The organism is Geodermatophilus sabuli, assembly GCF_900215145.1.
GTDB classification, from domain to species: Bacteria; Actinomycetota; Actinomycetes; order Mycobacteriales; family Geodermatophilaceae; genus Geodermatophilus; species Geodermatophilus sabuli.
Genome location: NZ_OBDO01000015.1, coordinates 42,168 through 57,166, shown reverse-complemented (window position 1 = coordinate 57,166; position 14,999 = coordinate 42,168). Strand labels below are relative to the sequence as shown.

The window sequence follows — 14,999 nt, the reverse complement described above, 5'->3', positions numbered from 1 at the left end:
TCCCCCGCCCTCGTCGTCGTGCGAACCGCCGCTGCAATGTCTACCAAACCGATCGGGATTGACGGATATGACACTGCGTGCCTATCGTCCCGGCCAGGTCCTGAGTGCCAGCACCAAGCCCCGGCTCGCTGGCCGGCAACCCTCCGCTGCGACGGGGTGCCCCGGGTGACGACCAGGCCGACGCACCCCGCGTCGGCAAGTCCGCAGCCCTCCCGGGCTCTGAACGAGGAGCACGCCCCCGTGAGCACCGCGAGCACGCCGAGCGTCCGCGACCTCTCGGCCGACCTGGTCGGTCGGCCGACGGTCGACCTCCTGCGTACCGACAGCGCGCTCTGTCGCTGACGCATTCCCCCTGACCGGTCCCGCCGGTCCGCGCGGCCCTGCTCGCGCCTGCCCACCGCGATCCGCGGTGCCGTCGGCGTGCCCGCGCCCCTCCCCACCCCCTGCGTCCTCTGGAGCACCCGCATGTCCCGCACCGCCCGCCGCTGCACCGGCGGCACCGCCACCGTGCTGGTGGCCCGGTGACGACCTCACCCGGCCTGGAGGTGGTGCCCGTCCACCCGCACGACACGCTGGCCGCGCCGCTGTTCGCCGAGCTCACCGTCGAGTACGACACCCGCTACGGCGACCTGTTCGGCGGGGCCGCCGAGGAGATGGCGCGCTTCCCGGCCGAGGAGTTCCTGCCCCCGACGGCGAGCTGATCCTGCTGCTGGAGGACGGCGCACCCGTCGCCGGCGGCGCCTACCGCCGGCACGCCGATCCGGGCACCGCCGAGGTGAAGCGGATGTGGACCTCCGCGGCGCACCGCCGCCGTGGCCTGGCCCGCCGCGTGCTCGCCGAGCTGGAGACGCGCGCCGCGGCCGGTGGCTACACGCGGATGTACCTGACCACCGGTCCACGCCAGCCCGAGGCCAAGGCGCTCTACCTGGCCGCCGGCTGGACGCCCCTGTTCGACCCCGCCGTCCCCCGCCCCACCGACCTGGCGACGCTGCGCACCCTGCCCCCGGGACAGCTCGGCTACGCCTTCGAGAAGCCCCTGGGAGACCCCCGATGACCACCGTCGTCCCCCGCCCGACCGCGGGGACCGCCGCTCCCCCGCCGACCGGGACGCCCTACGACCAGCTGCGGGTGGTGCCCGCCCGCAACCCCGGCCGCTGGGTGGCCACCGCCGTCGTCGCCGTCCTGCTGGCGATGGTGGTCAACTCACTGGTCACGAACCCGCGGTGGGAGTGGGACGTCGTCGCGGCCTACCTCACCGAGGAGTCGATCGTCCGCGGCGTGTGGACGACGATCCAGCTCACCCTGATCACCGCGGTGCTCGGTTTCGCGCTCGGCACGGTGCTGGCGCTCATGCGGCTGTCCCGCTCGCCGCTGCTGCAGGCGGTCAGCTGGGGCTACACCTGGGTGTTCCGCTCGGTGCCGCTGATCCTGCAGCTGCTGCTCTGGTACAACCTCGCCTACCTGTACCAGTCGCTGGACTTCGGGCTCCCGTTCGGTCCGTCCTTCGCCAGCGTCGACACGCTGTCGCTGATCGACAAGTTCGGCGCGGCGGTGCTGGGCCTGGGCCTGCACCAGGCGGCCTACTCCGCCGAGATCGTGCGCGCCGGGATCCTCTCGGTCGACCAGGGCCAGCTGGAGGCGGCCGCCTCCCTCGGCATCCCGCGGCGCCGGCAGAGCACCCGCATCGTGCTGCCGCAGGCCATGCGCGCGATCGTGCCGACGGCGGTCAACGAGATCATCGGCCTGTTCAAGGGCACCTCGATCGTCTACGTCCTGGCCCTCGGCGAGCTCTTCTACACCGTCAGCGTGATCTACGGGCGCACCCAGCGGGTGCTCCCGATGCTCGTCGTGGCCGCGGTCTGGTACGTCGTCCTGACCACCGTGGTCACCGTCATCCAGTACCACGTCGAGCGGTACTACGCCCGCGGCGCCGTCCGCACGCTGCCGCCGACACCGCTGCAGCGGCTGCGCGCCAACCTGACCGCCGGCCTGGCCCGGGTCAGCACCGTCCGCAACGCTGACCGGGAGGGGACCCGATGACCGCCACCACCACCCGCCCCGGCCGCGTCGAGGTGCACGGCGTGCACAAGTCGTTCGGCACGCTGGAGGTCCTGCAGGGCATCGACCTGGTCGTCGAGCCCGGCAGCGTCACCGTCGTCCTCGGCCCCTCCGGCTCCGGCAAGTCGACGCTGCTGCGCAGCATCAACCACCTGGAGAAGGTCGACCGGGGCTTCATCGCCCTCGACGGCGAGCTGGTCGGCTACCGCCGTCGGTCACACCGCGGCGGGGACCGGCTGCACGAGCTCCAGGAGAAGGACCTGCTGCGCCAGCGCACCCGGTTCGGCTTCGTGTTCCAGAACTTCAACCTCTTCCCGCACCTCACCGCCCTGGAGAACGTGGTGGAGGCGCCGGTCTCCGCGCAGGGCCGGCGGCGCGGCGAGGTCGAGGCCGAGGCCCGCGAGCTCCTGGCCCGCGTCGGGCTGGCCGACAAGGCCGCAGTCCACCCGCGGCAGCTGTCCGGCGGGCAGCAGCAGCGCGTGGCGATCGCCCGCGCGCTGGCCATGCGGCCGGCGGTGCTGCTGTTCGACGAGCCGACCTCCGCGCTGGACCCGGAACTGGTCGGCGAGGTGCTCGGCGTCATCGAGGACCTCGCCCGCACGGGGACCACGATGATCGTGGTCACCCACGAGATCGGCTTCGCCCGCAAGGCCGCCGACCAGGTCGTGTTCATGGACGCCGGCCGCATCGTCGAGACCGGCCCGCCCGAGCAGGTCCTCGACGCCCCGCGGCACGAACGGACCCGCGCCTTCCTCGCCAAGGTCCTCTGAAGGACCGCTCCCCCCGCGAACCCCCGGACGGCGCACTCCCGTGCCGCCCGTCGATGGCACGCGCCCGCGTGCCCCCGGAAGAGAGAGAACCCCGTGACCGCCCGTACCCGACGAGCCCGCCTCGTCCCCGTCCTGGCCGCCGTCTCCGTGCTGGCGCTGGGGGCGTGCAGCAGCACCGCCGAGATCGAGGAGCAGGCCCGCAGCGAGCAGGGCACCGCGCTGGCCGTGGACACCGGCCCCGACCAGGACCGCATCCACACGACGCCGAGCCGGAAGGCCATCGACCTGCTGCCCGACGGCGCCTTCCCCGACGGCGTGCTGCGGGTGTCCATCACCCAGGGCGCGGTGCCGCTGGGCTTCTACGCCGACGACAACGAGACCGTGATCGGCAGCGAGACCGACATCGCCACGCTGGTCGCCGACGCCCTGGACCTCGAGCTGGAACTGGTCGTCAACGACTGGTCCAACTGGCCACTGGCCACGCAGTCCGGCGAGGTCGACGCCACCATCTCCAACGTCACGGTGACCGAGGAGCGCAAGCAACTGTTCGACTTCTCCTCCTACCGGGTCGACCAGCTGGGCTGGCTGGTCGCCGCTGACAGCGACCTGCGGATCGACGGGGCCGCCGACATCGCCGGCCGCACCGTGGCCGTGGGCTCGGGGACCAACCAGGAGCAGGTCCTGCTGGCCTGGGACGAGGAGAACCGCGCCAACGGCCTGGAACCGGTCCGGATCGACTACTACGAGGCCTACAACGACGCCGTCCTGGCGCTGCAGTCCGGCCGCATCGACACCTACTTCGGCCCAACGCCACCGCCGCCTACAGCGCCGCCGTGGCACCGGAGGACTTCGCGATCGCCGGCACCGTCAACGGCGGGTGGCCGGACACGGCCGAGATCGCCGTCGCCACCGCCAAGGGCAACGGCCTGGCCGAGGCGTTCACCGCGGCCATCAACTCCGCCATCGAGGACGGCACCTACCAGCAGGTGCTCGAACGCTGGGGCCTGCAGGCCGAGGCGATCGACCGCGCCGAGACCAACCCGCCCGGCCTGGGCGCCTGAACCCCGCACTCCCGAGGAGTAGACCGATGACCCGCACCCGATCCCGTTCCCGCGCCGCCCGTCCGGCGGCCGCCCTCCCCCTCCGCACCGCCCTGGTGCTGTCCACGGTGGTGTTCCTGTCCGCCTGCACCAGCTCCGCCGAGATCGAGTCCGGCCAGCGCGCCGACGTCGCGGCCGAGGCCGCCGCGGCCGGCGAGACCGCGACACCGCTGGTGGTCGACACCAGCTCCGAGCAGGCCGACCGGGTCCGCACCGACGAGGACCCCGACGCCGCGGGCCTGGTCCCGGCGACGATCGCCGAGGACGGGGTGCTGCGGGTCGGCGTCGTCGGCTCCGGCGAGCCGCCGCTGGGCTTCCTGGCCGACGACAACGCCACCGTCGTCGGCAGCGAGGTGGACATCGCCTCCCTGGTCGCCGACTCCGTGGGCCTGGAGCTCGAGGTGGTCAACGTCGCCTGGGAGCAGTGGCCGCTGGCGCTGCAGAGCGGCGACCTCGAGGCGGTGTTCAGCAACGTCGGCGTCAACGCCGCCCGGCTGGAGCTGTTCGACTTCGCGACCTACCGCGAGGGGGTCATGGCCTTCACCGCCGCGACCGGCAGCGACCTGTCGATCGAGGGGCCGGAGGACGTCGCCGGCCTCACCGTCGCGGTGGGGTCCGGCACCAACCAGGAGCGGATCCTGCTGGACTGGAACGCCCAGAACGAGGCCGCCGGCCTCGAGCCGGCCACGTTGGAGTACTACGCCAACGTCGCCGACACCATGCTGGCGCTGCAGTCCGGCCGCATCGACACCTACCTGGGCCCCAACCCCAACGCCGTGTACCAGGCCTCGGTCGGCGAGGTGGACATCGTCGGCACGGTCAACGCCGGGTGGCCCAACACCACCTACGTCGCCGCGACCACGCTCAAGGGCACCGGCCTGGTCGACGCCGTCCAGGCCGCCCTGCAGCACGTGTTCGACGACGGCACCTACGAGCGGACCCTGCAGCGGTGGGGCCTGGGCGACGAGGCCGTCGACGCGCCGGAGGTCAACCCGGAGGTGGCGTCCTGACGCCGGCCGACGCCTGACACGACGAGGGCCCCTCCCGATCCCGGGAGGGGCCCTCGTCCGTCGGTGGCGGTGGCGCCGAGACCGGACCGGCGCACTGCGGGTGTTCCTCGTGCTCTGCGGGTCCTGCAGCACCGGCAGAGCACGAGGAAGATCGGCAACGGGTCAGGCGTCGGGCACGCCCACCGGCGGCAGCCCGAGGTGGTCGCGGAGGGTGGTGCCCTCGTAGTCGGCGCGGAACACACCGCGCTCCTGCAGCAGCGGGACGACGGTGTCGACGAACGGGTCCAGCCCGCCCGGCGTGATGTGCGGGACGAGGATGAAGCCGTCACTGGCGTCGGACTGCACCAGGTCGTCGATCGACGCCGCGACCGTGCCCGGGCTGCCGACGAACGTCTGCCGGCTCTGCACCTCGATCATCAGCTCCCGGATCGAGTAGCCCTTCTCCGCGGCGAGCTCGCGCCACTGCCGTGCGGTGGCCACCGGGTCCCGGTACATGCGCACCTGCGCCCGGCCCTGCGCGACGTGCCCCTCCCCCACCACCGGGTCGACCTCGGGCAGCGGCCCGTCGGGGTCGTAGCCGGACAGGTCGCGGTTCCACACCTGCTCGAGGAACCGCAGGGCCGTCTGCCCGGAGACCTGCTGGCGCCGCACCTCGTGCGCCAGCTCCGCGGCCTGGGCGTCGGTGTCGCCGATGACGAACGTCGCCGCGGGGAGGACGAGCAGCGAGTCGCGGGAGCGGCCGTACCTCGCCAGCCGGCCCTTGACGTCGGCGTAGAACGCCTGCCCGGCGTCCTTGGTGCTGTGCCGGCTGAAGATCGCGTCCGCGCTGGCCGCGGCGAACTCCCGGCCCTCCTCGGAGTCCCCGGCCTGGAAGACCACCGGGTGCCCCTGCGGGCTGCGGGGCACGTCGAACCGCCCCGCGATGTCGAAGTGCGCGTCGCGGTGCCGGAAACTGCCGGCCTGCGGGTCACGCAGGAACACCCCGCTGTCCTTGTCCGCGACGATCTCGTCGCCCCGCCACGAGCCGGTCAGCTCCAGCACGGTCTCCAGGAACGTCCGGGCCCGCTCGTAGCGCTGGTCCTGCGCCAGGAACCCGCCGCGCCGGAAGTTCTCGCCGGTGAACGCGTCCCAGGAGGTGACGACGTTCCAGGCCGCCCGCCCACCGGAGAGGTGGTCGAGCGTGGCGAACTGGCGGGCCACCTCGTAGGGCTCGTTGAACGTCGAGTTGATCGTGCCGGTCAGGCCGAGGCGGTCGGTGACGGCGGCGAGCGCGGCCAGCACGGTGAACGTGTCGGGCCGGCCGACGACGTCGAGGTCGTAGATCTCGCCGTTCTGCTCGCGCAGCCGCAGCCCCTCGGCGAGGAACAGGAAGTCGAACTTCCCGCGCTCGGCCGCCTGCGCGAACCGGGCGAAGGAGGAGAACTCGATGTGGCTGCCGGCGGCCGGGTCGCTCCACACGGTGGTGTTGTTGACCCCGGGGAAGTGCGCCGCCAGGTGGATCTGCTTGGTCATCCGGTCTCCTTCAGACGGCGGCGTAGCGGTTGGCGGGGCGGGGCAGGCCGAGGTGGCCGCGCAGCGTCGTCGCCTCGTAGGCGGTGCGGAACCGGCCGCGGCGCTGCAGCTCGGGCACCAGCCCGCGGGTGACCTGGACCAGGTCGTGCGGCAGCGTCGCTGGGCGCAGCCGGAAGCCGGTGAGCCCCGCGCCGTGCCACTCCTCCAGCAGGTCGGCCAGCTGGGCGGGCGAGCCCGCGAACACCCACGCGTCGCTGACGTGCTCGGCACCGGCGAGGTCGTCCAGCCGGCGGCGGCGCGCGACCGCTGCCGCGGGGTCGTCGTCGAGGTGGACCACCAGGTCGCCGAGGACGTGCACCGTCTCCGCCGCCCGGCCCGCCGCGGCCTGGGCGGCGCGGATCTCGGCGACGATCGCGGTGGCGTCGGCGGCGTCGCGCGGCGTCACGAACCCGACGTCGGCGCTGCGCCCCACCAACTGGTAGGGGACCGCCTGGTGGGCCAGCGCGGTGACCACCGGCTGCCCCTGCGGCGGCCGCGGCGTGATCGACGGTCCGCGGACGGAGAACCACCGGCCGGCGAAGTCGACCGGGTGCAGCTTGGCCCGGTCGACGAACCGGCCGGTCGCGGCGTCACGGATCTCCGCGTCGTCCTCCCAGCTGTCCCAGAGCCCGCGGACGACCTCGACCCAGTCGGCGGCCTCGTCGAACAGCTCCCGCAGGCCCGCCTGCACGGCGGGGTCGCGCGGGTCGATGCTGCCCAGCGCCGGGAGGGTGCGACGGCCGAAGTGCGCCGCCTCGGCGGGGCTGCTGCCCACCTTGACCCGGACGCCGGCCCGGCCGGTGCTCACGTGGTCGAGGGTGGCGATCGCCTTCGACAGGTGGAACGGCTCGGTGTGCGTGACCACCGCGGTCGGGACCAGCCCGATGCCCTCGGTCACTGGCGCGACGCGGGCGGCCACCTGCACGGCGTCCAGCCGGCCGCGGACCTGGTCGGTCCGGTCGTCGGGGCCGTACCGGTCGGTGGACTGCAGCGACAGTCCGTCCTCGAGGGTGACGAGGTCGAGCAGGCCGCGCTGCGCCTCCTGGACCAGGTCGACCCAGTAGCCGGGCGTGAACAGCTCCCCGGGACGGGCGTCGGGCTCCCGCCAGGCGGCGGGATGCCAGCCGGCGCCGTCCAGGGCGACCGCGAGGTGCAGGTGCGGCGCCGGCCCGCTCACGCCGGACCGCCGGTGCGCTCGAGCGGGGTCCGCTCGCCGGCCTCGACCGCGATCGGCAGCCGGTTCTCCGCCGGGGGCAGCGGGCAGGTCGCGAGGTCGGTGTAGGCGCACGGCAGGTTGGTGGCCCGGTTGAAGTCGAGCACGACCCTGCCGTCGGCGTCCGGCGGGTCCAGCGCCAGGGACCGGTTGGCGGCGTACGTGGTGACGCCGGAGGTCGCGTCGGTGAAGAGGAGGAACAGGCTGCCCGGCGCGTGCCCGGGGAAGGCGGTGAGCCGCAGGTCCGCCCCGGCGAGGGTGAACTCGACCGCCCCGGGAGCGTCGTAGACGTGCTCGAGGCCGGGGACGGCCGCCCCGACCGTCGTCGGCCGCGGCTCGTCGAACGGCACGTACCGGCCCTCGGCCACCCACCGGGGGTCCGGCGGGAAGGTGGGCGTCCCGGCGTACCGGACCCGCAGCGGGTTGCCGGGGTGCCGGGGCCGCACGATGTCGTGCCCGCCCCGCCGGGCCACCTCGACAACGGCGTCGCCGGCGGTCGCGGTGACCCCGCCTCGCTCGGGGATGACGCCGAACACGTGCTCCCCGCGCACCGGCACGCCGTCGACCACCAGGTCCTCCCCCGCGTCGAGAGTGACCACGACCCCGCGGGGGCCGGTGGACCACACCCCGGGGGCGTCGGGGAGGCGCTGCGGCTCGGCGGTCAGCCAGTGCAGGCCGGTGACGGCGAGGAAGCCGTGCGGGTCGGCGCGGGCGGCCTCGTGCCGCCGGTGCCAGTCGACCCAGTCGCGGGCGAACGTGTCGGAGGGGGTGGCGACGGTGGTCATGGTCAGTGCACCTCGGAGAGTCGGCCGGTGGCGACGTCGAACACGAAGCCGCGGACGCTGTCCTTGATCGGGATGAACGGGCTGTCGAGGATCCGCTGCCGCTGGGCGCGGACGTCGTCCTCCAGCTCGGGGAAGGCCTCGGAGTGCCAGTGCGGGCGGATGCCGCAGTCCTGCTCGATCGAGGCGCGGAAGTCCTCGTCGGTGAAGGTGAGCATCCCGCAGTCGGTGTGGTGGACCAGCACGATCTCCCGGGTACCCAGCAACCGCTGGCTGATCGTGAGCGAGCGGATCTCGTCGTCGGTGACGACGCCACCGGCGTTGCGGATGACGTGCGCCTCACCCTCGGCGAGGCCGAGGGCGCGGTAGACGTCGAGGCGGGCGTCCATGCAGGCCACCACGGCGACGTGCCGCGACGGCGGCAGCGGGAGCGGGCCGGAGAAGGTCTCGGCGTAGCGGGTGTTGGCGGCGAGCAGTTCGTCGGTGACGGACATAGGGGTCTCCTCCTACTGGGGATTCTGTGCGGTGCCGGACGACCGGGACCGGAAGTCGCCCCGGCCGGTGTCGCCCTTCCAGTCGGCGAAGGACTCGCCGGTCAGCTCCTCGAGCAGCGCGACGTCCTCCAGCAGCGGCCCGAGCACCTCGCGCCGGACCTCGACCGGCATCTGCGGGCGCGGCGCCCGCCCGGCGTGCAGCGCGGCGACCAGCGGCCGGCTCGCCTGCCGCCACACCTGCGGCGGGGCGTAGGCGCCGAGCGCCGCCCCGGCCCGCGCGACCCGGGCGAGGGCCCGGTACCGCGGGGTGTCGGCGACGTGGGGCTTGACGTTCTCCGGGGCGACCGTGTGCGCGACGCCGGGCTCAACGCCGAGGAAGCTGCTGACCCGGTCCAGCGTCTCGCGCGGGGTGTCGACCAGCTGGCGGTACCGCAGCAGGAACACCTGCTCGCGCGGAACGTGCCGGTACAGGTCGCGCAGCTGCTCGCCGTAGCGGCCCAGGCCCCGGTAGTGCCAGAACGGCGCCCAGCCGGCCGCGATCCGCTCCGGCTCCCGCCGGACGGCGGCGAGGAAGTCCGGCTCGGGCTCCAGCCCGTCGGCCCGCAGGTGCACCCAGTTGGACCAGGCGCGGTCCACCGGGTCCCGCACGACCACGACCACCTTCACGTCCGGGACGTCGGCGGCCAGCCGGGCCTGGGCGGCCCGGTCGTACAGGTAGAACGGCGTGCTCTCCCCGCGGACGGCGTCCGGCGGGGCGGCGGCGAACAGGGCGAGGTACTCCTCCCGCCGCCAGATCCACTCCCCGGCGCTGTGGGCGTCCCCGGGGCCGCGCTGCCCGCTGCGCGGCGGGGGCCGGCCGTCGGTCAGGTAGTACTTCGGCTCCTTGACCGGGGAGAGGTACAGCCCCGGGTGCGTGGCCAGCGCGGCGTGCAGGGCCGTCGTCCCGGCCTTGGGTGCGCCGGCGATGACGAACTGCGGCAGTCGGCCGCTCATGCGGACTCCCTCCTGGGTCGGTGTGCACACTGGGCGGCGTCCCCGTCGCTCGAGACCGGAGCCGCCGCGTGCCGTCCCGCCCCGCCCCGACCTCCGTTCCGCGTCCGCCGGAGCCCGCCCGGTTCTGGGCCGACGCCGAGGTGGTGGTGGCCCCGGAGGACCCCCGCCCCGGGTCGTGGGCCGGTGGGCCGTCGGCGCAGCTGGTCCACGGCACCTGGTGGCTGGCCTACCGGCTGCGCCGGCCGGTCGGCGAGGGCCGGGGCTTCGCCAACGTGATCGCCCGGTCCGACGACGGGGTGCGGTTCACGCCGGTCGGAGGGGTGGGCAAGGACGCCTTCGGGGCCGAGTCGCTCGAGCGCCCGGCGCTGGTGCACACGCCCGACGGCCGCTGGCGGCTGTACGTCAGCTGCGCGACGCCGGGGACGAGGCACTGGCGGGTCGACCTGCTGGAGGCCGCGACGGTCGAGGGCCTGCTGACGGCGACCCCGCGCACCGTGCTGCCGGGCAGCGACACCGCGGCGGTCAAGGACCCGGTGATCCGGCACGACGGGCGGCGGTGGCACCTGTGGGCCAGCGTGCACCCGCTCGACGACCCGGACGCCACCGACCGCATGACCACCGAGCACGCCACCAGTGACGACGGCGTCGACTGGACCTGGCAGGGCACCGCCCTGACCGGCACGCCCGGCACCTGGGACGCGCGCGGCGTCCGGTTCGCCGCCGTCGTCCTGGACGGCGACCGCAGCTGGGCCCTCTACGACGGCCGGGCCACGGCCGCGGAGAACTGGGAGGAACGGACCGGCCTTGCGATGGGGAACGGCGACGGCCGGTTCCGCGCCGCTCCCGGCGGGCCGCTGCTGCAGAGCCCGCACACCCCCGGCGGGCTGCGCTACGCGGACGCGGTCGCACTGCCCGGCGGCGGTACCCGCTGGTTCTACGAGGCGACCCGCGCCGACGGCGCCCACGAGCTGCGCACGGTCGTCCTGCCCGGCTGACCCGGTCACCGCGCCGCCCCGCCGCAGCCCGCGCCGCGGGCGACCGCGCCCAGGTCGGCACCGGCCAGCCCGGCCGGGGGCCGCGGGTCGTCGGCCGGCTGCCACCGGCCGTCGCGCACGGTGTAGGAGGTGGCCGGCCCGCCGGCCAGGAAGGCGGCGAGACCGTCCAGCAGCCGGTCGACGTCGGCCGCCGTGGTGGCCACGCCGACGCTCGCGCGCAGCGCGCCCTCGGGCACGCCGAGCCGGGCGAGCAGCGGATGGGCGCAGAACCGGCCGTCCCGGACGCCGACCCCGTGCTCGGCCGAGAGGACGGCGGCGACCAGGCCCGGGTCGGCACCCTCGACGGTGAACGACACGACGCCGGTCGGCGTGGTCGAGTCCGGCCAGATCCGCAGCCGCCGCACGCCGGGCAGCGCGTCGAGGCCGACCTCCAGCCGGGCTCGCAGCGCGGACTCGTGCGCCGCCAGCGCCTCCGCGGGCAGCGCGGCGAGCGCGTCGCAGGCCGCGGCCAGCGCCACCGCGCCCAGCACGTTCGGTGAGCCGCCCTCGTGCCGGTGCGGCGCCGCGGCCCACCGCGTCTCCTCGACGGTGACCTCGTGCACCGCGCCGCCGCCGGCCAGGTGCGCGGGCGCGGCGTCCAGCCAGTCGCGGCGGCCGACCAGCGCCCCGGTGCCGTAGGGCGCGTAGAGCTTGTGCCCGGACAGGGCGATGTAGTCCGCGCCGGAGGCGGCCAGGGAGAAGCGGCGGTGCGGCACCAGCTGGGCGCCGTCCACGACGACCCGGGCGCCGGCGGCATGCGCCAGCTCGACGACGTCGGCCGGAGGCAGTGCCTCGCCGGTGACGTTGGAGGCCCCGGTGACCGCCACCAGGGCGTACCGGTCCGCGGCGAGCGCCGCGGCCAGCGCCCGCAGCGTCGCGGTGACCGTCCCCCCGGTGGAGAGCACCGTCGTGCCGCCGCGGCGCTGCCAGGGCAGCAGGTCGGCGTGGTGCTCGCAGTCGAGCACCAGCACGCGCTCCCCGTCGGGGACGCACGCGGCGAGCAGGTTCAGCGAGTCGGTGGTGTTCCGGGTGAGCACGCAGACGTCGTCGGCGCGCGCGCCGACGAAGCGGGCGACGGTGTCGCGGGCCGACTCGTAGAGCGCCGTGGACACCTGCGAGAGGTAGTCGGCGCCGCGGTGCACGCTGGCGTACAGCGGCAGTGCCTCGGCCACCCGGTCGGCGACGGCGACCAGCGCCGGGGTGCTGGCCGCGGTGTCCAGGTTGACGTAGCGGGCCGTCCCGGAGGGCACCAGCGGCACCTCGGTGGCGGCGCCGACGACCGGCAGCAGCGGTCGCTCCGGGGCGTGGACGACGGGACGGGACAGGACAGCGCCGGTCACGCAGGCTCCTCGGTTCAGGGACCCGCAGTACGGGGCCCGCGCTTGCGGGCGCCGGTCGGCACCCGCCCGGTCGTCACCCGGGGCACCCCATCGCGGAGGAAGGGTTGCCGGCCAGCGAGCCGGGGCTTGTCGCTGGCGCTCTTGACCTGCCGGGAGCGTGACACGGCGCCCGCATTCCCGTCAAACCCGACCGAGATGGTAGAGATATCTCCGTGCCCGCCCTGTCGACCGCCCCCGCAGCCGCCCCGCGGCTGGTCCGGCGGGTCCACGTCGACCTGGGCCGGGTCTGGTCGGCCACCTGTCCCTGACGGCGCCCTCCCGAGCTCTCCCCACCCTCCCGGGCCGCTCCGTGCGCGCGGCCGCCCCGCCACCTGAGGAGCCACCATGCCGATCGAGTTCCTGGGCATCGCCGCCACCAACGACGGCTCCGAGACCACCCCCCGTTCCGGCGCCAGCTTCGACAGGGAGTTCACGCTGCGCCTGGGCCGCGCCCACGAGGACTGGGGGTGGGACCGGGTGCTGTTCGCCTACGGGTCCGGCTCCCCCGAGCCCTCCGCCGCCGCGGCGTACCTGCTGTCGCGCACCGAGCGGCTGCAGGTGCTGCTCGCCCACCGGCCCAACGTCAGCTACCCGACCTTCGCCGCGAAGACCTTCGCCACGCTGGACCAGATCGGCGACGGCCGGCTCACCGTGCACTTCATCACCGGTGGCACCGACGCCGAGCAGCAGCGCGAGGGCGACTACCTGACCAAGGAACAGCGCTACGGCCGCACCCGCGAGTACATCCAGATCGTCAAGAAGGCCTGGACCTCGCACGAGCCCTTCGACTGGGACGGCGAGCACTACCGGTTCGCCGACTTCGTGAGCGACACCTTCCCGGTGCAGCAGCCCCGCCCCGACGTCTCCTTCGGGGGCTCGTCGGAGGCCGCCTACGCAGCCGGCGGAGCCGAGGCCGACGTCTTCGCGCTGTGGGGGGAGCCCCTGGCCGAGACCGCGGCGCAGATCGAGCGCGTGCACGCGGCGGCCCGCGCGGCCGGGCGGACGACGATGCCACGCATCCAGGTCGCCTTCCGGCCGATCATCGCCCCCACCGAGGAACTGGCCTGGGAGAAGGCGCACCGCACCGTCGACCGGATCGCCGCCCGCACCGCCGGCGGACGGCAGCCGATCTCGCGCCGGCACCCGCTGACCGGCCCCGAGAACACCGGCTCGCAGCGGCTGCTGGAGATCGCCGCCCGCGGCGAGCGGTTCGACCGGGCGCTGTGGACGCCGACGGCCGCGGCCACCGGCGGCGCCGGCAACTCCAACGCGCTCGTCGGCACGCCGGAGACCGTGGCCCAGGCGCTGCTGGACTACGTCGACCTCGGCGTCGACATCATCTCCATGCGCGGCTACGACCTGCTCGGCGACACCATCGACGTCGGCCGGTACGTGCTCCCGCTGGTCCGCGAGGAGGTCGCGAAGCGGGACGCGGCCGCGGCATGACCACCGTCGCCGTCGTCGGCAACCCCAAGCCCCGCTCCCGCACCCGCGCCGCCGCCGAGCTGGTCGCGGAGCGCCTGACCGGCGCCCCGCCCGACGTCGTCGTCGACGTCATCGACCTGGGTGCCGGGCTGCTCGGCTGGGGTGATCCCGCCGTGGCCGAGGCGGTCGCCGCGGTGCGGGACGCCGAGGTCGCCGTCGTCGCCAGCCCCACCTACAAGGCCACCTACACCGGCCTGCTCAAGCTGTTCCTCGACCAGATCGGCACCGGCGACCTCGCCGGCGTCGTCGCCGTGCCGCTGATGCTGGGCGGCGGGCCGACCCACGCGCTGGCGCCGGAGCTGCTGCTCAAGCCGGTGCTGGTCGAGCTCGGCGCCACCGCGCCGACCCGCGGGCTGTACCTGCTGGACAAGACGTGGGACGACCCCGCGCCGCTGGACGCCTGGCTGGCCGCCGCACGGCCGCAGGTGGACGCCGCCCGGACCGCCCGGCGCGGCTGACGTGCCGCACACCCGGTCCGGGTTGACCCGCCGCGTCGCCGTGGACCTGCTGCGCGTGTCCAGCGCGCGATGTCGCCGGCGCTGACCCCCGCGCCCACCCCGGAACTCCCCCCGAAGGACCCGTCATGACCCGTTCCCTGCTGTCCCCTGCCCGCCGCGCGACGGCCGGCGACCCGACCCGCCGCCGAACCGGGGCCGCTGCGCTCGCCGCGGCCCTCGCCGCCGCCGAGCCCCGCTGGTCGGCCCTGGTGGAGTACCGGCCCGAGAGCCGGTGGACGCACCTGCTCGACCCCGCGCTGGCCGCCGACGCCCTCGACCTGGCCCTGCACCCCGAGCTGGCCGACGCCCAGGTGTGGCTGCTGTCCTGGCTGCCCGGCCAGGGCACCGGCCTGCACGACCACGGCGGCTCCGCGGGCGCCTTCGCCGTCGTCCGCGGCGCCCTGGACGAGGAGGTGGGGGCGCTGCCGGACGCCACCCGGCTCACGGCCGGCCGGGTGCGCCCGTTCGGCGCGCACCACGTGCACCGGGTGTCCAACACCGGCACCGGGGCGGCGGTCAGCGTGCACGTCTACACCCCACGGCTGACCGTCATGAACACCTACCGGGTCGACCGGGGCGGCCTGATCCGCACCGGTACGGAGCGGGCCGGCGTCGACTGGTGAGCGCCCGCTG

Annotated in this window: 16 protein-coding genes and 2 riboswitches; of the genes, 10 read left to right on the top strand and 6 right to left on the bottom strand. The window is 75.0% G+C overall.

The features are described from left to right. The first annotated feature begins 96 nt into the window (after positions 1-96). Positions 97-208, top strand: a riboswitch (SAM riboswitch). A 313-nt stretch (positions 209-521) separates the two neighbouring features. From CRP39_RS27895 to CRP39_RS24890, 6 genes are all read left to right on the top strand, one after another. Further along, positions 522-701, top strand: coding sequence for a hypothetical protein (locus tag CRP39_RS27895; protein ID WP_245854100.1), 180 nt, complete (start codon positions 522-524; stop codon positions 699-701). Next, complete coding sequence (locus tag CRP39_RS27890) at positions 698-1,054, top strand: GNAT family N-acetyltransferase (RefSeq protein WP_245854099.1); 357 nt, start codon at positions 698-700, stop codon at positions 1,052-1,054. Before CRP39_RS27895 ends, CRP39_RS27890 begins: the two co-directional genes overlap by 4 nt. After that, a complete protein-coding gene (locus CRP39_RS24905) occupies positions 1,051-2,040 on the top strand; it encodes an amino acid ABC transporter permease (protein ID WP_097209089.1) in 990 nt (329 codons plus the stop codon). Before CRP39_RS27890 ends, CRP39_RS24905 begins: the two co-directional genes overlap by 4 nt. Continuing rightward, positions 2,037-2,828 carry an amino acid ABC transporter ATP-binding protein gene (locus tag CRP39_RS24900; protein WP_097209088.1) on the top strand — a complete coding sequence of 264 codons (792 nt, stop codon included), beginning with the start codon at positions 2,037-2,039 and terminating at the stop codon, positions 2,826-2,828. The genes CRP39_RS24905 and CRP39_RS24900 overlap by 4 nt, the downstream gene beginning before the upstream one ends. Positions 2,829-2,921: 93 nt before the next feature. Beyond that, positions 2,922-3,911 carry a transporter substrate-binding domain-containing protein gene (locus CRP39_RS24895; protein ID WP_216359916.1) on the top strand — a complete coding sequence of 330 codons (990 nt, stop codon included), beginning with the start codon at positions 2,922-2,924 and terminating at the stop codon, positions 3,909-3,911. 4 nt (positions 3,912-3,915) lie between these two features. Beyond that, complete coding sequence (locus CRP39_RS24890; protein ID WP_097209087.1) at positions 3,916-4,938, top strand: ABC transporter substrate-binding protein; 1,023 nt, start codon at positions 3,916-3,918, stop codon at positions 4,936-4,938. 162 nt (positions 4,939-5,100) lie between these two features. Here the strand turns inward: CRP39_RS24890 and CRP39_RS24885 are convergent, their stop codons facing one another. Genes CRP39_RS24885 through CRP39_RS24865 form a run of 5 tightly spaced genes read right to left on the bottom strand, consistent with a single transcriptional unit; the run spans position 5,101 to position 9,971 of the window. Further along, positions 5,101-6,450, bottom strand: a complete 1,350-nt coding sequence (locus CRP39_RS24885) for an NtaA/DmoA family FMN-dependent monooxygenase (protein ID WP_097209086.1) — start codon at positions 6,448-6,450, stop codon at positions 5,101-5,103. A 10-nt stretch (positions 6,451-6,460) separates the two neighbouring features. Further along, positions 6,461-7,666, bottom strand: a complete 1,206-nt coding sequence (locus CRP39_RS24880) for an LLM class flavin-dependent oxidoreductase (RefSeq protein ID WP_097209085.1) — start codon at positions 7,664-7,666, stop codon at positions 6,461-6,463. Then, positions 7,663-8,487: a DUF1684 domain-containing protein gene (locus CRP39_RS24875; RefSeq protein ID WP_097209084.1), complete on the bottom strand. Its 825-nt coding sequence runs from the start codon at positions 8,485-8,487 to the stop codon at positions 7,663-7,665. The genes CRP39_RS24880 and CRP39_RS24875 overlap by 4 nt, the downstream gene beginning before the upstream one ends. A gap of 2 nt (positions 8,488-8,489) precedes the next feature. Continuing rightward, positions 8,490-8,978: a beta-class carbonic anhydrase gene (locus CRP39_RS24870; protein WP_097209083.1), complete on the bottom strand. Its 489-nt coding sequence runs from the start codon at positions 8,976-8,978 to the stop codon at positions 8,490-8,492. Between the two features lie 12 nt (positions 8,979-8,990). Next, a complete protein-coding gene (locus CRP39_RS24865) occupies positions 8,991-9,971 on the bottom strand; it encodes a sulfotransferase (protein ID WP_097209082.1) in 981 nt (326 codons plus the stop codon). A gap of 68 nt (positions 9,972-10,039) precedes the next feature. Between CRP39_RS24865 and CRP39_RS24860 the strand changes: the two genes are divergently transcribed. Further along, the gene (locus CRP39_RS24860; RefSeq protein WP_097209081.1) at positions 10,040-10,966 is read left to right on the top strand and encodes a glycoside hydrolase family protein; all 927 of its coding nucleotides are present in this window, start codon (positions 10,040-10,042) and stop codon (positions 10,964-10,966) included. 5 nt (positions 10,967-10,971) lie between these two features. Here the strand turns inward: CRP39_RS24860 and CRP39_RS24855 are convergent, their stop codons facing one another. Beyond that, the gene (locus tag CRP39_RS24855) at positions 10,972-12,345 is read right to left on the bottom strand and encodes an aminotransferase class V-fold PLP-dependent enzyme (protein WP_097209080.1); all 1,374 of its coding nucleotides are present in this window, start codon (positions 12,343-12,345) and stop codon (positions 10,972-10,974) included. A gap of 33 nt (positions 12,346-12,378) precedes the next feature. Further along, a riboswitch (SAM riboswitch) is annotated at positions 12,379-12,492 on the bottom strand. Between the two features lie 237 nt (positions 12,493-12,729). Here CRP39_RS24855 and CRP39_RS24850 point away from each other — a divergent pair. The 3 genes from CRP39_RS24850 to CRP39_RS24840 all read left to right on the top strand — a co-directional run bounded on the left by CRP39_RS24850 (position 12,730) and on the right by CRP39_RS24840 (position 14,989). Continuing rightward, positions 12,730-13,830 carry an LLM class flavin-dependent oxidoreductase gene (locus CRP39_RS24850; RefSeq protein WP_097209079.1) on the top strand — a complete coding sequence of 367 codons (1,101 nt, stop codon included), beginning with the start codon at positions 12,730-12,732 and terminating at the stop codon, positions 13,828-13,830. Next, positions 13,827-14,327, top strand: coding sequence for an NAD(P)H-dependent oxidoreductase (locus CRP39_RS24845; RefSeq protein ID WP_097209078.1), 501 nt, complete (start codon positions 13,827-13,829; stop codon positions 14,325-14,327). The genes CRP39_RS24850 and CRP39_RS24845 overlap by 4 nt, the downstream gene beginning before the upstream one ends. Before the next feature lie 125 nt (positions 14,328-14,452). Continuing rightward, entirely contained in the window at positions 14,453-14,989 is a 537-nt protein-coding gene (locus tag CRP39_RS24840; RefSeq protein WP_097209077.1) for a cysteine dioxygenase, read from the top strand. The last annotated feature ends 10 nt before the right edge of the window (positions 14,990-14,999 follow it).